Raw genomic sequence first — 14,078 nt, forward strand, 5'->3', positions numbered from 1 at the left:
TTCGTCGGTCGTCGCCGTTACCGTGAATCGACGACGGCCGATACCGACCGACGACAGTCCGTACGCGGTCTATTCGTCGGTACGCATGAGTTCACCGGGCTCCGTCCAGATGACGAACTCGCCGTCGTCCTCCCGTTTGACCACGCCGTTGATCCACGGTTCGTCGACGGGCGACTCCTTGACCTTCGCCAGCGACACCGTCGAGACGCGGCGCACGCCGTCGACGGCCCAGCCGACGCTCCACTCGTCGTCCATCTGCGCCGAGTCGAAGACGACGATGAGGTCACCCTCGCCACCGTCGTCGGCCGCCAGCGTCTCCATCGGGTCGATGACAGTCGTGATGTCGCCACGCAGGTCGATCACGCCCTCGACGAAGGGGGGTGCGTTCGGGATACGCGTCACCGTCCCCCGTTCGACGATCTGTTCGATGAAGGTGATGTCGAGACAGTAACGTTCGTCACCCAGGACGAACTCCAGCACCGAGACGGTCTCCTCGTCGGTCGACTCCGCCGCGTCCTCGGTGTCGGCACCGGCGTCGGCCGCCTCGTCCGCGTCCTCGGTGTCGCCGCTCGTCGTGGGGACCGACGGTTCGGCGTCGTCCGCGTCCGTACCGGCGGCTCTCGCCGCCTCGGAGACGTCGAGGTCGTTCAGGGTAGCCTCGATTCGGTCGTCGAGGTCCTCGTCGGCCTCGACGTCGCCCTCGGCGGCGAGTTCGGCCGCCGACGTTCCCTCGTCCTCGCTCATCGCCACACCCCCAGGGGCCGCCCGGGCTCCTCGGTACCGGTCGTCGGCCACGCCGTTCCCGCGGTGCATGCTGGCGTCATGTGATTCTTGTCCCGGCGTTCACGCCACCCAGTAATAAATTCGGCCGTCGGTTTCTCAGGACTGATACTCCCTCGTAGCGGATCAGTCGGCCGTCGAGTCGGGGTCGACGGGAGTCGATCGGTCGCGGCCGGGGCCGGTCGAGACGTATCGATCCCAGAGGACGAGCGTCGTCGGCAGGACGAGGATCGAAGCCAAATACGAGTAGAGGACGCTCAGTGCGATCAGTAGCCCGAACTGGCCGAGGATGGGCGAGATGGCCAGCCAGAGCACGCCGAGTCCCGAGACGGTCGTCAACATACTGCCGGTGAGGGCACCGCCAGTGCCACGGACGGTGGCCAAGAGCGCGGCGTCCACGTCCGTCGACTCGTCGTACTCCTCGACGAAGCGGTGGAGGAGGTGCGCGGAGTAGTCGATACCGAGTCCGATGGCGATGGAGAGGCTCGTCCCGGTGAGGACGTTGAAGGGGATGTCGAGAAAGCGCATCGTCGAGGCCAGCGCGGCGACGGTCACGGCGATGGGGAGGACGTTCACCAACCCGAGTGACGGTCGACCCTCGAGGGTAGCGTACACCAGCACGAGGAAGGCAGCGGCCGCGAAGAGGGCGATGACCAGGCTTCGGAAGGCGGATTCGCCGATCACGTCGGAGACCGCCTTCAGGACGATGACGCCGCCCGTGGCCGTCGCTTCGAAGCGTACCCGGTCGGCCACCGCTCGGGTGTCGTCGGTGACCGCCTCCTGGCTGGCGTCGGCCTCGACGGAGTAGACGATTCGGGCGCTCGTGTAGTCGTCCGTGATGTAGTTCAGGGCCCGATCCCGAACCGGTGAGTCGAGGAGTGCGGCGTAGATGGTTCGCAGGTTGTCGTCCGGAATCCCGTTGTCGTTCCGGTCGTTCCGTGCGACGAGCGTCGCGAACTCGGGGTTCCGGTCGGCGTACTCGCGGATGACGGTCACGATGCTCGTCTCGCGGGCGTGCCCGTCGTCGTCGACGAAACTCGAGGGAGGGTCGTCGCCCGCGCGCCAGAGCGCTTCGAGGGCGTAGTCCCGATGCAGTGGTCCCTCGACGTAGACGGTGGTGGTGTCTTCCTCGCCGGTCTGGAAGTTCCGTTCGAGGAAGTTCGTCGTCTCGGTGACCGTGTAGTCGCCGGGGCGGAACGGTTCGGGCACGTAATCGAGATACGCCGGTGGTTCCTCCGGCGGCAGGAAGTCGTCCTGGGTGAAGCGGCTGTCGACGCCGGCGCCGTACTGACCCATGACGACGGTGGAGACGACGACGAGGAGGAGGAAGACCCGCGGGGCAGTCCGGGCGATCCGAACCCCGACGGGGAGGACGCGGCCGAGCAGGGACCGTTCGGAACCGAGCGCCGCCGAACCGAACTCGGGGACGCCGAGGCGCTCCCGCCAGCGGTCGGCGTACACTTTGGTCGCCGGGAGGAAGACGCCGAAGATGAAGAAGGTGAAGACGATGCCGACGGCGGCGACGATGCCGAGTTCGCGGATCGAACTCAGCCCGCTGCTCAGGTTGGCCGCGAATCCGAGGACGGTCGTCCCGGTGACGATGAAGAACGCGATCACGAGCTGGTCGGTGGCGATGCGCATCGCCTCGCGGACGCTCACGTCACCGACGCGTTCCTCGCGGTAGCGGTTGATCGCGTGGATGCCGAAGTCGATGCCGACCGCCAGCAACAGCGGGGGGATAGCGATGAGCAACTGCGAGAAGGCGATACCCGCGAGCCCCATGAAGCCGAACGTCCAGAGCATCGCCATGCCCAGAGCGATCAGGCCGAGCAGGAGGTCCACGGGGTCGCGGTACGCGACGATCAGGAAGAGGAGGATGAGCGCGAGGGCCGCCGGAATCACCAGCCCGAGGGAGTCGTTGATGACGTTCCCGAGTTCCTCGGAGGTGATCCCGCTGCCGAAGACGGTGATGTCGCCGCCGACGGAGGAGACGATGTACTCGGCCTGCAGTTGGATCGCGGTAAGCGGACTCGATCCGCTCGTGCCCGGCCCCGCGTTTGTCCCGCCGGGAAGGCGGTGTGAGACGGTGCCGATGGTGGCCGACGCGGACGCCGAGCGGGCGTTGTAGTCCTCGCTGAGCAGGGCCTGCAGGCCGGGGTTCTCGGTGACGGCGGTCCGCACCGCACGGTCGATTTCGCCGGGCGTCGACCGCTCGACGGCACGGATTTCGTCTTCGATCGAGTCCGCGGACGGCTCGAGCGTCCGAGCGACCGAGCGGGCGACACTCGTCGTCCCCTCGACCTTCAGGTCGGGGTTGTCGGAGAGCCGCTTTTGGGCCTCCAGCATCCGCAACAGCTCCGGCTTCGAGAGGACGTTCGTCCCCGACTGGATCAACTGCGTCGTCCCGGAGTCGTCGCCGAAGGTGATGCGCTCGAAGTTGTCGTTGACCTCCTGCAGTGCCTGTTCGGCGGGGACGTCCTCGGTGAACTGGTCGGTCCCGGAGTCGGTCCCGCCGCCGCCGAGGCCGAGGACGAACAGGCCCGAGATCACCAGGAAAAGCAGGACGACCTGGCCCGGGCGGTCGACGATCCACGTGTCGAGGACGTCGACGAACCGCTGGGGGTCGATCCGGATGTCGTCGATGCTCGGGGACACGCGTCCGTCAGTCGCTCCCGTCCGCGTCGCCCCGACGGTATCGGACGAGCAGTCCCAGGCCGACGACGGCGAGGGCGCCGACGGTGATCGGCAGGAAGGGGAGCCCCCCGCTCTGCTGGCGTTCGACCGTGATCGGCACCCGGTAGGTCTGGGACACTTCCGTGTCGCCGTCCGGAAGTTCGTACTGGAAGTCCAGCGAGACGGGGTACTGCTTCTCGAGGGCCGCCCCGCTCGTACTCAGGCCGATAGTGATCGTCGCGGACTCGCCCGGATCGAGCGAGGAGACGATGCCCTCGTCGTCGTCGCTCGCCAGGGGCGACTGGACGAACGCCTTGGCCTCGATGTCGCGCAACGGCTCGTCACCCTGGTTGGTGACGCGGACGTCGAGGGTGGTGGTTCCGCCGGCGACGACAGTGCGGTTGACCGCCTCGACGCGGAAGCGGTCGCGCTGGGGTTCGATCGTCACGCGACGTTCGAGAGCGTCGCTCCGGCGCAAGTCGCCGCGCTGGTTCCGATACCGGACGGAGACGTTGAACTGCTGGGTGCTGGCGCTCGCGCCGTCGCTGATCGAGACGTCGAAGTCGAACTCGCCCGTCTCGTCGGGGGCGAGCGTATCGAGAGCGTACTCGGTGGTCTCGACGTCGATGTTCGGGTTCGACGACTCGAACACGACCACGGGCTGGCGTGCGGTGTCCGGCCCGCGGTTGACGACGGTTCCGGCGAACGTTCCCTCCTCGCCGACGCGGAGGTTCGCGTCGGCGTCACGAACCGCGAAGGACTGCTCACGGTCGGGACGCAGCCCCACCGCCAGCGGGTTCGAGGTGCGCGCGATGCCGTCGGTGTCCTCGTACTCGACGGTAGCGGTCAGACTGTAGTTCCGGAGCGCCGCGTCGTCCGCGAAGGAGACGGTGTAGTCGACCGTCTCGTTCACACCCGGATTCCAGGTGCCGACGTACCCCGTGGAGGAGGCGGAGCCGCTGCCGAAGGTGAGTTCGTCCGTCGACGACGTGAGAACGACGCTCGCGTCGCGGGCCGCCCGAGTGCCGTCGTTGCGGAGTTCGACCGAGAGGGTGCCGCGGTCACCGATCTGGGCGGACGTCTCGGTGTCGACCACTTCGAACTGGGCCTGGTCGCGAACCCGGAGCGTGACGTACTGGGTCGTCTCCCGGGTGAGGTCGTTGTACTCGGGGGAGCCGACGGAACTGTACTCGACGCTCACGGTGTAGGCGTAGGAGACGGTGACGGGGATGCGGTACCGACCGGGGTCGACGCTCTCCGGGACGGTGATCGAGATGGAATCGGCGGTGGTCGTGCCGCGGGGCACGTCTCCGACGGCCACGCGACCGGTGTTGATCTCGAAGGGCGTCTTGCCGTCCTCGATTTCGATGGACGTGCCGCGGGCGGTAGTGACCCGGTCTTCGTACTGGCTCGGGCCGCCGCGGTCGAGTCGGCCGTCGTTCGAGAGGACGAGGTCGAGGTCGGTTCGTGTGCCCGGTTCGACTTCGGTCGTGGAGGTGTACACGTCGATATCGGGGCGGCCGACGACGGTGCCGGACGACGACTGCCCGGCGACGAGTCCGGTGGCAGCGACGCTGGCGACGACGACGAGGGCGGCGAGAAGGACGTTCCGGTGTGTAGCGTGCATATGTGGTGTGAAACTGTCGGTGGTAGCGCTTCGTCGTCCCGGAGGGTTAACGACGGACTGCGTCGGGGAGGGAGCATCGAGGCGGCTGGTGGGACCTGACGTGATCGCCCGCCACTAGTGGAGTACTCGGGACGGCGTCTACCCGGACGGTAGAAGGAACGACTTATATATTTTGTGAATGAACGTTCAGTTACTGTGGCGTTCGACACCCCTTTCGGTTCCCCGAGCGAGACGCGCACGGCCATCATGCGCGCCACCTACGAAGCGCTGATCGAACACGGGTACGAGAATTTGACGATCCAGCGGATCGGCGACGAGTTTCCGAAGAGCAAGTCGCTCATCTACCGGCATTACGACGGCAAGGACGAGGTGCTGGTGGCGTTACTGGAGTTTCTGCTCGACCACTTCGAATCGCAGATGCCCCAGCCGACGACGGAGAACGCGGACGACTGTCTCCGGAACGTGCTGGACTTCGTACTGGCCTCCGACCTCGACGCCGAACGCGCGGAACTCACGAAGGTGATGGTGGAACTCCGTGGCCAGTCGCCGCACAACCGCGTGTTCCGGGAGTACTTCTCGGACAACGACCGCACGTTCCGTCGCGGCTTCGCAGAGATCGTCGAACGCGGCGTCGAAGAGGGCGTCTACCGGCCGGTCGACCCCGAAGTCGTCGCCGAGTTCGTCCTGACGGTCGTCAGCGGGTCGACGGTGCGTCGGGCGACCACGGACGACACGGTCGACGTCATCGCGGTTCGGCGGGAGCTAGACGCGTACCTCGATGCGCGGGTGCTCCGAGAACAAGAGTGACTCAGTCGACGATGATCTGTCCGGCACCGTCGACGTGGACGGTGTGGTCGTCGTACTCGAACGTGAGGCTCCGCACCGCGAGTTCGTCGGGCGTTCCGGTGAAGAAGGCCTCGAGGGCGTCGGGGTCGACGTAGTCGGCCAGCGGGTCCAGATCGGTCGGCGCGCACCCCTCGACGTCGCTGAGGGCGGCTTGCACGGTGAAACTCACCGGCTCTCGGCGATCCCAATCGATCTCCGACCGGTGAAGCGTCGAATCCGCCTGCATCCGCGCACGTTCGTCAATCGAGGCTGACATGCTCGTAGCTTCCCGTCACCAAATATAAGCTTACTGGCAGAGTTATCAGACCTGAGATTCATAGACAGTGACGGGTTTTCGCACCCTCGTGTTCAGATAAGGATTGAAAGGTGAGGCGTAGCGTTTTCTGAGTGTTCTATGCCCGAAAACGCTAGCCTCAACGGGTGTATCGGCCGAATCGAGTTAGGTTTTGTGGAACGAGAGGCAACACCGCGGTTGTTTATGAAGCTCAGTATTCAGCTCCATCTTGCCGGACTATCACTCTCGAATACTGTCACTATTCTTGAGATATTTGGTGTTGAGCGGGCACGCTCCACTGTTCACAACTGGGTTCACAAGGCAGATCTACAGCCCGAAGAGGGTCGAAGCCCGGATCACGTTGCGGTTGATGAAACGGTGATCCGACTCAATGACGAGCGGTATTGGCTGTACGCTGCGGTTGATCCAGAGACGAACGAATTACTCCATACAAAGCTTGAGCCGACGAGAACTAACGTTATTGCTTACTCGTTCTTCCGTGAATTGCGCGAGAAACACAACGTTGACGACGCCGTGTTTCTCGTCGATGGCGCGACACCACTAAACGACGCGTGCCGTCGCCACGGCCTCGATTTCAGATACGAACGCCACGGAAATCGGAACAGCGTCGAACGTGTCTTTCGCGAAGTAAAACGTAGAACTACCAGCTTCTCGAACTGTTTTAGCAACGCCGAAGCAGAAACTGCAAACGAGTGGCTTCGATCTTTCGCCTTCGCATGGAATCAGCTAATCTGAACAGGACCGGGTCGGGGACCCACAGTGTGCCCGCCGTCGGGCGACCCTTCTTTGCCGTGGGGGTCTACCGACCGGTATGCGTGTCGTCGTCCTCGGTGCCGGTTACGCCGGCCTGACCCTCGCCCGTCGCCTCGAATCCACGCTCCCCGACGCGGCCGACCTCGTCGTCGTCGACGAGTCGGACACCCACCTCGTCCAGCACGAACTCCACCGGGTCGTCCGTCGGCCCGCGGTGGCCGACGCCATCACCGTTCCCCTGGACGAAGCTCTCTCCCGGGCGACGATCCGAACCGCCCGGGTCGAGGGCGTCGACCGCGACGCGCGTCGGATCCACCTTGCCGATGGATCGCTCGACTACGACTACGCGGCGGTTTGTCTCGGCGCCGAGACGGCGTTCTACGACCTTCCGGGCGTCCAGGACCACGGCATCCCGCTCAAGCGCCTGGATCACGCTCACCGACTCCGCGAGCGATTCCTCGATACGTGCGACGCCGGCGGGCACGCGGTCGTCGGCGGCGCCGGGCTCTCCGGCGTGCAGGTGGCCGGCGAACTCGCGGCGCTCGCCGCGGAACGCGACGCCGACGTCGGGGTGACGGTCCTCGAACGCATGGATTCGGTCGCGCCCGTCTTTCCCGAGGCGTTCCAGTCCGCCGTCCGCGACGCCCTCGACACCGCCGGCGTGACGGTCACCACCGGCGCACAGGTGACGGGTGCGACGGCCGACGCGGTCGAACTCGACGGCCGGACCGTCCCGTACGACACGTTCGTCTGGACGGGCGGCATCCGCGGTCCCGACGCACTCGGCGGCGAGCGCCCGGTGGTTCGGGGCGACCTCAGACTCGACGCCCACACCTTCGCCGTCGGCGACGCCGCGAAAGTCGTCGACGCCGACGGGGAGGCCGTTCCCGCCAGCGCGGCCGCCGCCATCCGCGAGGCGGGCGTCGTCGCTAGGAATCTCGACCGCCTCGTGCGCGCCGACCTCGACGGCGACGCGGACGGCTTCGCGCCCCGGATGGAGCCGTTCCGGTTCGACGTCCCCGGTTGGATCGTCTCCGTCGGCGACGACGCCGTCGCCAAGGTCGGCCCGAAAGTCCTCCGTGGGGCACCCGCCCGGGCGATGAAAGCCACCGTCGGTGCCGGCCATCTCTCCTCCGTCGGGGCGGTCACTCGCGCGGTCGAACTCGCCCGGGACGAACTCGGTTAGGCGGCGTCGACGAGCGCCCGAACCCGAGCCTCCGCGACCGGTGCGGTCGTCTCGCCGTCGCGTTTCAGCGCCGTGCCGACGATCACGCCGTCGGCCACCGAGAGCAGGTCGCCGACGGTGTCGGCCGTGACGCCACTCCCGACGTACAGCGGCGTGTCGCGCTCGCCACATCGGTCGGCGACCGCTTCGAGGCGGTCCGTGTCGACCGCCTCGCCGGTCCGGGGGCCGCTGACGATCACCCCGTCGGCGAGACCGCGGTCCACCAGGTCGTCCACGTCGTCGCCGGTGACCGTGTGCTCGCCGTCCGCCGCGACTCCGAGCGGTCCCGAGTGTTTGACTCCCGTGTCCGCCAGGACCGACACGTCGGCGTCGAGGCGGTCACGTAGTCGCAGCGTCTCGTGAGCGCGCCCCTCGATCACCCCCTGGTCGGTGACGCGCGCGCCGGTGTGGACGTTCACGCGGACGAACTCGGCGCCGGTGGCGGCCGCCACCGCCACCGCCGTCGTCGCGTCGTTCCGGAGGACGTTCACCCCGACCGGGCAGTCGACTTCCCGGCGGACGAGTCCGGTCAGGTCGGTCATCGACGCGACGACGTGACGGGGGACGTGGTCGGGGTGGTACGGGACGTCGCCGAAGTTCTCGACGACCACGGCGTCGACGCCGCCCGCGTCGAGAGCTTCGGCGTCCCGGCGCACGCGTCGGCGGATCGACGCACGGTCGCCGTCGAATCCGGGTGCGCCCGGCAGGGGCGGCAGGTGTACCATCCCGACGATCCGTGGCAGGTCGGTCATCGGTCTGGTGTCGACGCTCCGGGATGAAAACCCTCCCCTCGCCGTCCACGACAGGTGGGTTTAATTGTCGTCGATACAGGACTAGGGATAGAGTGCGACCATGACCACGACCGAGGGGGGGACGGTGCTCATCGTGGACGACGACAGGGACGTCGTCCGCACCTACCGCCGGTATCTGGAAGGCACCTACACGGTCCGGGAGGCGTACGACGGCGACGAGGCCCTCGAGGAACTCGACGAGGACGTCGACGTGGTGCTTCTCGACCGGCTGATGCCCGGTGTCTCCGGAGGAGAGGTGCTGGACCGCATCCGCGACCGGGACCTCTCCGTCCGCGTGGCGATGGTGACGGCCGTCGATCCCGACTTCGACATCCTCGATATGGGCTTCGACGACTACATCACCAAACCGACGGGATACGACGAACTCCGGGAAACCATCGAGGCGTTACTCGATCTGAACCGACACGCCGAGCACGTCCGGGAGTACCACTCGCTGCTCGCGAAACGCGAGGCGTTGCGCGACGGCAAGGCGGCGTACGAACTCGAACGGAGCGACGCCTACGCGGACCTGGAGGCCCGGATCGAGGCGCTCGAACGCACGCTCGAATCGGAGTCCCAGAGCTACACCGACGACGCGCGTTTCGTCGCCACGCTCCGGGCCATCGACGATTCGGTCCCGATGGGGGGAGGCCACGATGGCGGAGGGTGACTCCCGGGCCGACCAGTATCCGGTGACCGACGTTCTTCCGGTCGACTTCGACGACGTCGACCCCGGCATGAACATTCTGATCTCCGGCCCGGCGATGTCCGGCAAGCGCCAACTGGCGTTCGACCTCCTCGCCCCCGATGTGGCGACGGCGGACCCCATCGTCGTGATGACGACGGACGATCCGGCGCCGCGCATCCGCACGCAGTTCGAGGACCGCGACGTTCGCCTCGACGCCTCGACGTTCCGTGTCGTCGACGCCTCCGGCGCACCGGGCGAGGACGACCCCGCCGTTCACCGGGTCAACTCCCCCGCCGACCTGACCGGGATGGGCGTCGCGTTCACGAAAGCCGTCGACGAGATGGGGACCCCCGACCGGCTCCGTCTCGGCTTCGTCTCCATCTCGACGCTCCTCCAGTACGTCGACGCCGAACGCGCCTTCTCCTTCCTCCACGTCCTCTCCCGACGGACGAGCGCCGCGGGCTATCTCGGCGTCTACACCATCGACCCCACGACTCACGAGGACCGCTTCGTCAACGTCGTCACCTCCATCTTCGACGCCGCCGTCGAACTCCGCGAGGAGGACGGCGACCGACAGGTTCGGGTACGCGGTGTGGCCGGCATCACGCCGGAGTGGACCGACTTCCCCTACTGATCGTCCGGGTCGAGGCCGTACACCTCGCGTGCCCGCTCCGCCGACACCTTCCCGAGACGCAGGTCACGAGCCACGGCCGCGGCGTCGCGGTCCGACGGGTCGCCGTATCCGCCGCCGCCGGGCGTCCGGACGCTCACCACGTCGCCGGCGTCGAGTTCGTGGGTCGACTTGCCAGGGATGGCCGTCCACCCGCCGTCCCGGTCCAGATAGTCCTCGCCCGGCGCGCCGGGACCGCCGCCCGCGAGTCCGTACGGGCGGTGTCGACGCCGGTCGGCGAGGAGGCTGAAGGAGACACCGTCGGTCAACACCTCGATGTCGCGCCGGACGCCGAGGCCGCCGCGGAACTCGCCGTCGCCGCCCGAGTCGGGACGGTACGCGTAGCGTCGCACCCGCAGGGGGTAGACCGTCTCCAGCACCTCCGCCGGTGTGTTGAGCGTGTTGCTCATGTGGGCGTGGACGCCGTCCATCCCGTCCGCCCCGACGCGGCCGCCGTAGCCGCCGCCGACCGTCTCGTAGAAGGCGAAGGGGTCGCCCGCCCGGTCACGGCCACCGAAGGTGACGCTGTTCATCGTCCCCTGGGCAGCGGCGACGGACCGCTCCGGCGCCTCCGTCCCGAACGCGCCGAGCAAGGCGTCGGTCACGCGCTGTGAGATTTCGAGGTTGCCGCCGACGACGGCGGCCGGCGGGCGGGCGTTGACGACCGTTCCCTCGGGCGCCCGAATCTCGATGGGACGATAGGTGCCCGCGTTCGGCGGTACGTCCGGATCGGTCACACAGCGCACCGAGTAGTACGTCGCCGACGCCGTGACTGCGAGGGGGGCGTTGATCGCTCCCGCGACCTGCTCGCTCGTCCCCTCGAAGTCGACGACGAGTTCGTCCCCGTCGACGGTCACGGCGACGGCGACACGGAGGTCCTCGTGACCCTGGCCGTCGTCGTCGAGGTAGTCCTCGAACTCGACGGTTCCGTCGGGTAACTCCTCGATTTCGGCGCGCATCCGACGTTCCGCGTATGCCTTGATTTCGCCCGTCGCCGCGCTCAAGGTGTCGCGGCCGTGCCGGGCCGCCAGATCACGAACCCGTTCGACCGCCGTCCGGTTGGCCGCCCGCTGGGCACGGAAGTCGCCGCGGCGTTCGTCCGGCGTCCGCACGTTCGTCAGGAGGAGGTCGAACACGTCCTCGACGGGGTCGCCGCCGTCGTAGAGTTTCACCGGCGGCACCCGAAGCCCCTCCTGGTAGATTTCGGTGGCGTCGGCGGCGACGCTTCCCGCGCGCCCGCCGCCCACGTCCGCGTGGTGGGCGCGGTTGGCCGCGACGGCGACGAGTTCGTCGGCGACGAACACGGGGGTCACGAGCGTCATGTCGGGGAGGTGTGCGCCGCCGTGGAAGGGATCGTTCAGGAGGATGGCGTCGCCGTCGTTCAGGTTTTCGGGCGGGAACGCCTCGATGGCCGCCGCCACCGAGTACGGCATCGCACCGAGATGGACCGGGATGTTCTCCGCCTGGCTGATCATCTCGGCGGCCGCGTTCGCGCCCTCGCCAACCACGTCGAACAGCGCACACGAGCAGTCGCGACGGTCCTTGATGTTCGGGGAGTAACTGGTGCGAACGAGCGTCGCGTTCATCTCCTCTGCGACGGCCACACAGGCGTTTCGCAGGACCTCGAGCGTGATCGGATCGACCCCGCCGTCGCTCATGGCTCGATCACCACGTTCCCCAGGTCGTCGACGCTCGCACGCGCACCCGGCGGGACGACGGCCGTGCTCTCGACGCCTTCGATCACCGCCGGACCGTCGACACCCGCGCCCGCCGCCAGCGTCGACCGATCGTACACCGGCGTCTCGTAGTGCTCGCCTTCGAACGACGCCCCCCGCGTCGTCCGCGGTGTGGGGTCGGTCGTCCCACCCTCGGCCACCGACAGCGCGGGCGGGTCGACCACCCCGCGTGACCGCAGACGAACGGTGACGAGTTCGACCGGTTCGTCCGGCGACGCGTGGCCGTATCGTCGTTCGTGACGTTCGTGGAAGCGGTCGGCGACGGTCGCCAACGCCTCGTCGTCGAGTGCCCCGTCCGGCAGCGGGACCCGGAGGTCGAAGGACTGGCCGCGATACCGCAGGTCGACCGCCCGTTCGAACCGACGTCGTTCGGGCGGATAGCCCTCCTCTGCCAGGCGGCCACGGTGATCGGCGGCGAGCGACTCGAAGCGCTCGGTCAGGCCGTCGGGGTCGACGGCCGCCCACGGCCGCACCGCGGAGACGCCGTCCTCGTACACCACGTCGCTGATGAGGAGTCCGAGCGCCGAGAGGACGCCGGCCGACCGCGGGACGACGACCCGCGGCACGTCGAGTTCGGCGGCGAGTTCCGCGGCGTGCAGCGGACCCGCGCCGCCGTAGGCGACGAGTGAGAAGTCACGCGGGTCGTGGCCCCGTTCGACCGACACTACCCGCAGGGCACGCTCCATGTTCGCGTTGGCAACGTCGAGGACGCCCTGAGCCGCCTCCGAGACGGTCAGATCCAGCGGCTCGGCCAGCCGTTCCCGGACCGCCTCGCGGACGGTCGACTCGTCGGCGCTTCCCTCGAAGAAGGCGCCGGGATCGATCCGCCCGAGCAACAGGTGGGCGTCCGTGACCGTCGGATCGGTCCCGCCGCGGCCGTAACAGATCGGGCCGGGGTCGGCGCCGGCGGATCGTGGGCCGACCCTGAGGCTCCCGCCCTCGTCGACCCAGGCGATGGAGCCACCACCCGCGCCGATGGTGTGGACGTCGACCATGGGGACGTTGACCGGGTAGTCGCCGACCTGGCCCTCCGTCGAGACGACGGGGTCGCCGTCCCGGACCAGCGACACGTCACAGGAGGTGCCGCCCATGTCCATCGTGAGTACGTCGTCGAAGCCGGCCGCGCCGGCGACGTGAGCCGCCCCGCGGACGCCCGCGGCCGGCCCCGAGAGCAGCGTGTTCACGGGGCGCTCCCGGGCGGTCTCCGCCGAGGCAACCCCGCCGTTCGACTGCATCACCTGCACCGGGGCGGGGACGCCGGCGTCGGCGACCCCTTCCTCCAGTCGGCCGAGGTAGCGATTCATGACGGGTTTGAGGGCGGCGTTGATCGACGTCGCCAGCGTGCGCTCGTACTCCCGAATCTCCGGCAGCACGTCGCACGACAACGACCGCTCGCAGTCGACGCCCTCCGCCTCCAGAATCTCGGCCATCCGCCGCTCGTGCGTGTCGTCCTCGAAGGCGAACAGAAAGCAGATTGCGACGCTCTCCACCTCGGCGTCGGCGACGGCGTGTGCCACCTCCCTGGCGGCGTCCTCGTCGAGCGGTTCGAGCACCTCGCCCCGGCGGTCGAGTCGCTCCGGCACCTCGAACCGTCGGTCGCGAGGGACGACTGGCGACGGCTTCTCCGCGCGCAGGTCGTAGAGGTCCGGGCGGGTCTGCCGGCCGATCTCCACCGCGTCGCGGAAGCCAGCCGTCGTCAGCAGCGCCGTCTCGGCCCACTCGCGTTCCAGGAGGGCGTTCGTCGCGACGGTCGTCCCGTGGGCGAAGAAGTCGACCGCCGCGGGAGCCAGGTCGGCATCCTCGCCGGCGGCGTCCAGCCCGTCGAGGACGCCCCGATCCGGAGCGTCCGGCGTCGATGGCACCTTCAGCATCGTGAGTCCGTCGGCGTCGGCGACGACCACGTCCGTGAACGTGCCGCCAACGTCGACCCCGACGCGTGCGTCGGTTTCCATACCGGGGCCACGGCGAGGGTGCTGATAAACCCCCGTCCCGAC

General features: G+C 68.1%; 12 protein-coding genes. 5 read left to right on the forward strand and 7 right to left on the reverse strand.

Translation table 11 applies throughout. The features are described from left to right. Nucleotides 1–69: 69 nt before the first annotated feature. The 3 genes from V8686_RS13280 to V8686_RS13290 form a co-directional block, all read right to left on the reverse strand. Complete coding sequence (locus V8686_RS13280) at nucleotides 70–744, reverse strand: chemotaxis protein CheW (protein ID WP_379704893.1); 675 nt, start codon at nucleotides 742–744, stop codon at nucleotides 70–72. Nucleotides 745–906: 162 nt separating this feature from the next. Beyond that, nucleotides 907–3,408 (reverse strand): efflux RND transporter permease subunit, encoded by a 2,502-nt coding sequence (locus tag V8686_RS13285; protein ID WP_379706594.1) that lies wholly within the window; start codon nucleotides 3,406–3,408, stop codon nucleotides 907–909. 34 nt (nucleotides 3,409–3,442) lie between these two features. Next, on the reverse strand, nucleotides 3,443–5,080 hold the full coding sequence (locus V8686_RS13290) for a COG1361 S-layer family protein (RefSeq protein WP_379704895.1): 1,638 nt from the start codon (nucleotides 5,078–5,080) through the stop codon (nucleotides 3,443–3,445). A gap of 195 nt (nucleotides 5,081–5,275) precedes the next feature. On the opposite strand from V8686_RS13290, the gene V8686_RS13295 reads away from it, so the two are divergent. Further along, on the forward strand, nucleotides 5,276–5,887 hold the full coding sequence (locus tag V8686_RS13295; protein WP_379704897.1) for a TetR/AcrR family transcriptional regulator: 612 nt from the start codon (nucleotides 5,276–5,278) through the stop codon (nucleotides 5,885–5,887). Nucleotide 5,888: 1 nt separating this feature from the next. Here the strand turns inward: V8686_RS13295 and V8686_RS13300 are convergent, their stop codons facing one another. Further along, nucleotides 5,889–6,182: a HalOD1 output domain-containing protein gene (locus tag V8686_RS13300; protein ID WP_379704899.1), complete on the reverse strand. Its 294-nt coding sequence runs from the start codon at nucleotides 6,180–6,182 to the stop codon at nucleotides 5,889–5,891. Nucleotides 6,183–6,320: 138 nt separating this feature from the next. Between V8686_RS13300 and V8686_RS13305 the strand changes: the two genes are divergently transcribed. Then, nucleotides 6,321–6,956 carry an IS6 family transposase gene (locus V8686_RS13305; protein ID WP_379704901.1) on the forward strand — a complete coding sequence of 212 codons (636 nt, stop codon included), beginning with the start codon at nucleotides 6,321–6,323 and terminating at the stop codon, nucleotides 6,954–6,956. 76 nt (nucleotides 6,957–7,032) lie between these two features. Further along, nucleotides 7,033–8,160, forward strand: a complete 1,128-nt coding sequence (locus tag V8686_RS13310) for an NAD(P)/FAD-dependent oxidoreductase (RefSeq protein WP_379704902.1) — start codon at nucleotides 7,033–7,035, stop codon at nucleotides 8,158–8,160. Here V8686_RS13310 and V8686_RS13315 read toward each other — a convergent pair. Then, on the reverse strand, nucleotides 8,157–8,951 hold the full coding sequence (locus V8686_RS13315) for a BtpA/SgcQ family protein (RefSeq protein ID WP_379704904.1): 795 nt from the start codon (nucleotides 8,949–8,951) through the stop codon (nucleotides 8,157–8,159). The two genes, V8686_RS13310 and V8686_RS13315, sit on opposite strands and share 4 nt — an antisense overlap. Nucleotides 8,952–9,051: 100 nt before the next feature. Here V8686_RS13315 and V8686_RS13320 point away from each other — a divergent pair, with 100 nt between their 5' ends. Continuing rightward, nucleotides 9,052–9,660, forward strand: a complete 609-nt coding sequence (locus V8686_RS13320; protein WP_379704906.1) for a response regulator — start codon at nucleotides 9,052–9,054, stop codon at nucleotides 9,658–9,660. After that, a complete protein-coding gene (locus V8686_RS13325) occupies nucleotides 9,647–10,312 on the forward strand; it encodes an RAD55 family ATPase (protein WP_379704908.1) in 666 nt (221 codons plus the stop codon). Before V8686_RS13320 ends, V8686_RS13325 begins: the two co-directional genes overlap by 14 nt. On the opposite strand, the gene V8686_RS13330 is transcribed toward V8686_RS13325, so the two are convergent. Beyond that, the gene (locus tag V8686_RS13330; RefSeq protein WP_379704910.1) at nucleotides 10,306–12,006 is read right to left on the reverse strand and encodes a hydantoinase B/oxoprolinase family protein; all 1,701 of its coding nucleotides are present in this window, start codon (nucleotides 12,004–12,006) and stop codon (nucleotides 10,306–10,308) included. The two genes, V8686_RS13325 and V8686_RS13330, sit on opposite strands and share 7 nt — an antisense overlap. Continuing rightward, nucleotides 12,003–14,036: a hydantoinase/oxoprolinase family protein gene (locus V8686_RS13335; protein ID WP_379704912.1), complete on the reverse strand. Its 2,034-nt coding sequence runs from the start codon at nucleotides 14,034–14,036 to the stop codon at nucleotides 12,003–12,005. The genes V8686_RS13330 and V8686_RS13335 overlap by 4 nt, the downstream gene beginning before the upstream one ends. Nucleotides 14,037–14,078: the final 42 nt, after the last annotated feature.

Origin of the sequence: Haloplanus litoreus, assembly GCF_045690335.1 — an archaeon.
GTDB lineage: Archaea > Halobacteriota > Halobacteria > Halobacteriales > Haloferacaceae > Haloplanus > Haloplanus litoreus.

What these genes read in the sequence shown, in the direction of transcription:
- V8686_RS13280 (WP_379704893.1), bottom strand. Translation starts at nt 744, where the DNA reads ATGAGCGAGGACGAGGGAACGTCGGCGGCCGAACTCGCCGCCGAGGGC.
- V8686_RS13290 (WP_379704895.1), bottom strand. Translation starts at nt 5,080, where the DNA reads ATGCACGCTACACACCGGAACGTCCTTCTCGCCGCCCTCGTCGTCGTC.
- V8686_RS13300 (WP_379704899.1), bottom strand. Translation starts at nt 6,182, where the DNA reads ATGTCAGCCTCGATTGACGAACGTGCGCGGATGCAGGCGGATTCGACG.
- V8686_RS13305 (WP_379704901.1), top strand. Translation starts at nt 6,321, where the DNA reads ATGCCCGAAAACGCTAGCCTCAACGGGTGTATCGGCCGAATCGAGTTA.
- V8686_RS13310 (WP_379704902.1), top strand. Translation starts at nt 7,033, where the DNA reads ATGCGTGTCGTCGTCCTCGGTGCCGGTTACGCCGGCCTGACCCTCGCC.
- V8686_RS13315 (WP_379704904.1), bottom strand. Translation starts at nt 8,951, where the DNA reads ATGACCGACCTGCCACGGATCGTCGGGATGGTACACCTGCCGCCCCTG.
- V8686_RS13320 (WP_379704906.1), top strand. Translation starts at nt 9,052, where the DNA reads ATGACCACGACCGAGGGGGGGACGGTGCTCATCGTGGACGACGACAGG.
- V8686_RS13325 (WP_379704908.1), top strand. Translation starts at nt 9,647, where the DNA reads ATGGCGGAGGGTGACTCCCGGGCCGACCAGTATCCGGTGACCGACGTT.
- V8686_RS13330 (WP_379704910.1), bottom strand. Translation starts at nt 12,006, where the DNA reads ATGAGCGACGGCGGGGTCGATCCGATCACGCTCGAGGTCCTGCGAAAC.
- V8686_RS13335 (WP_379704912.1), bottom strand. Translation starts at nt 14,036, where the DNA reads ATGGAAACCGACGCACGCGTCGGGGTCGACGTTGGCGGCACGTTCACG.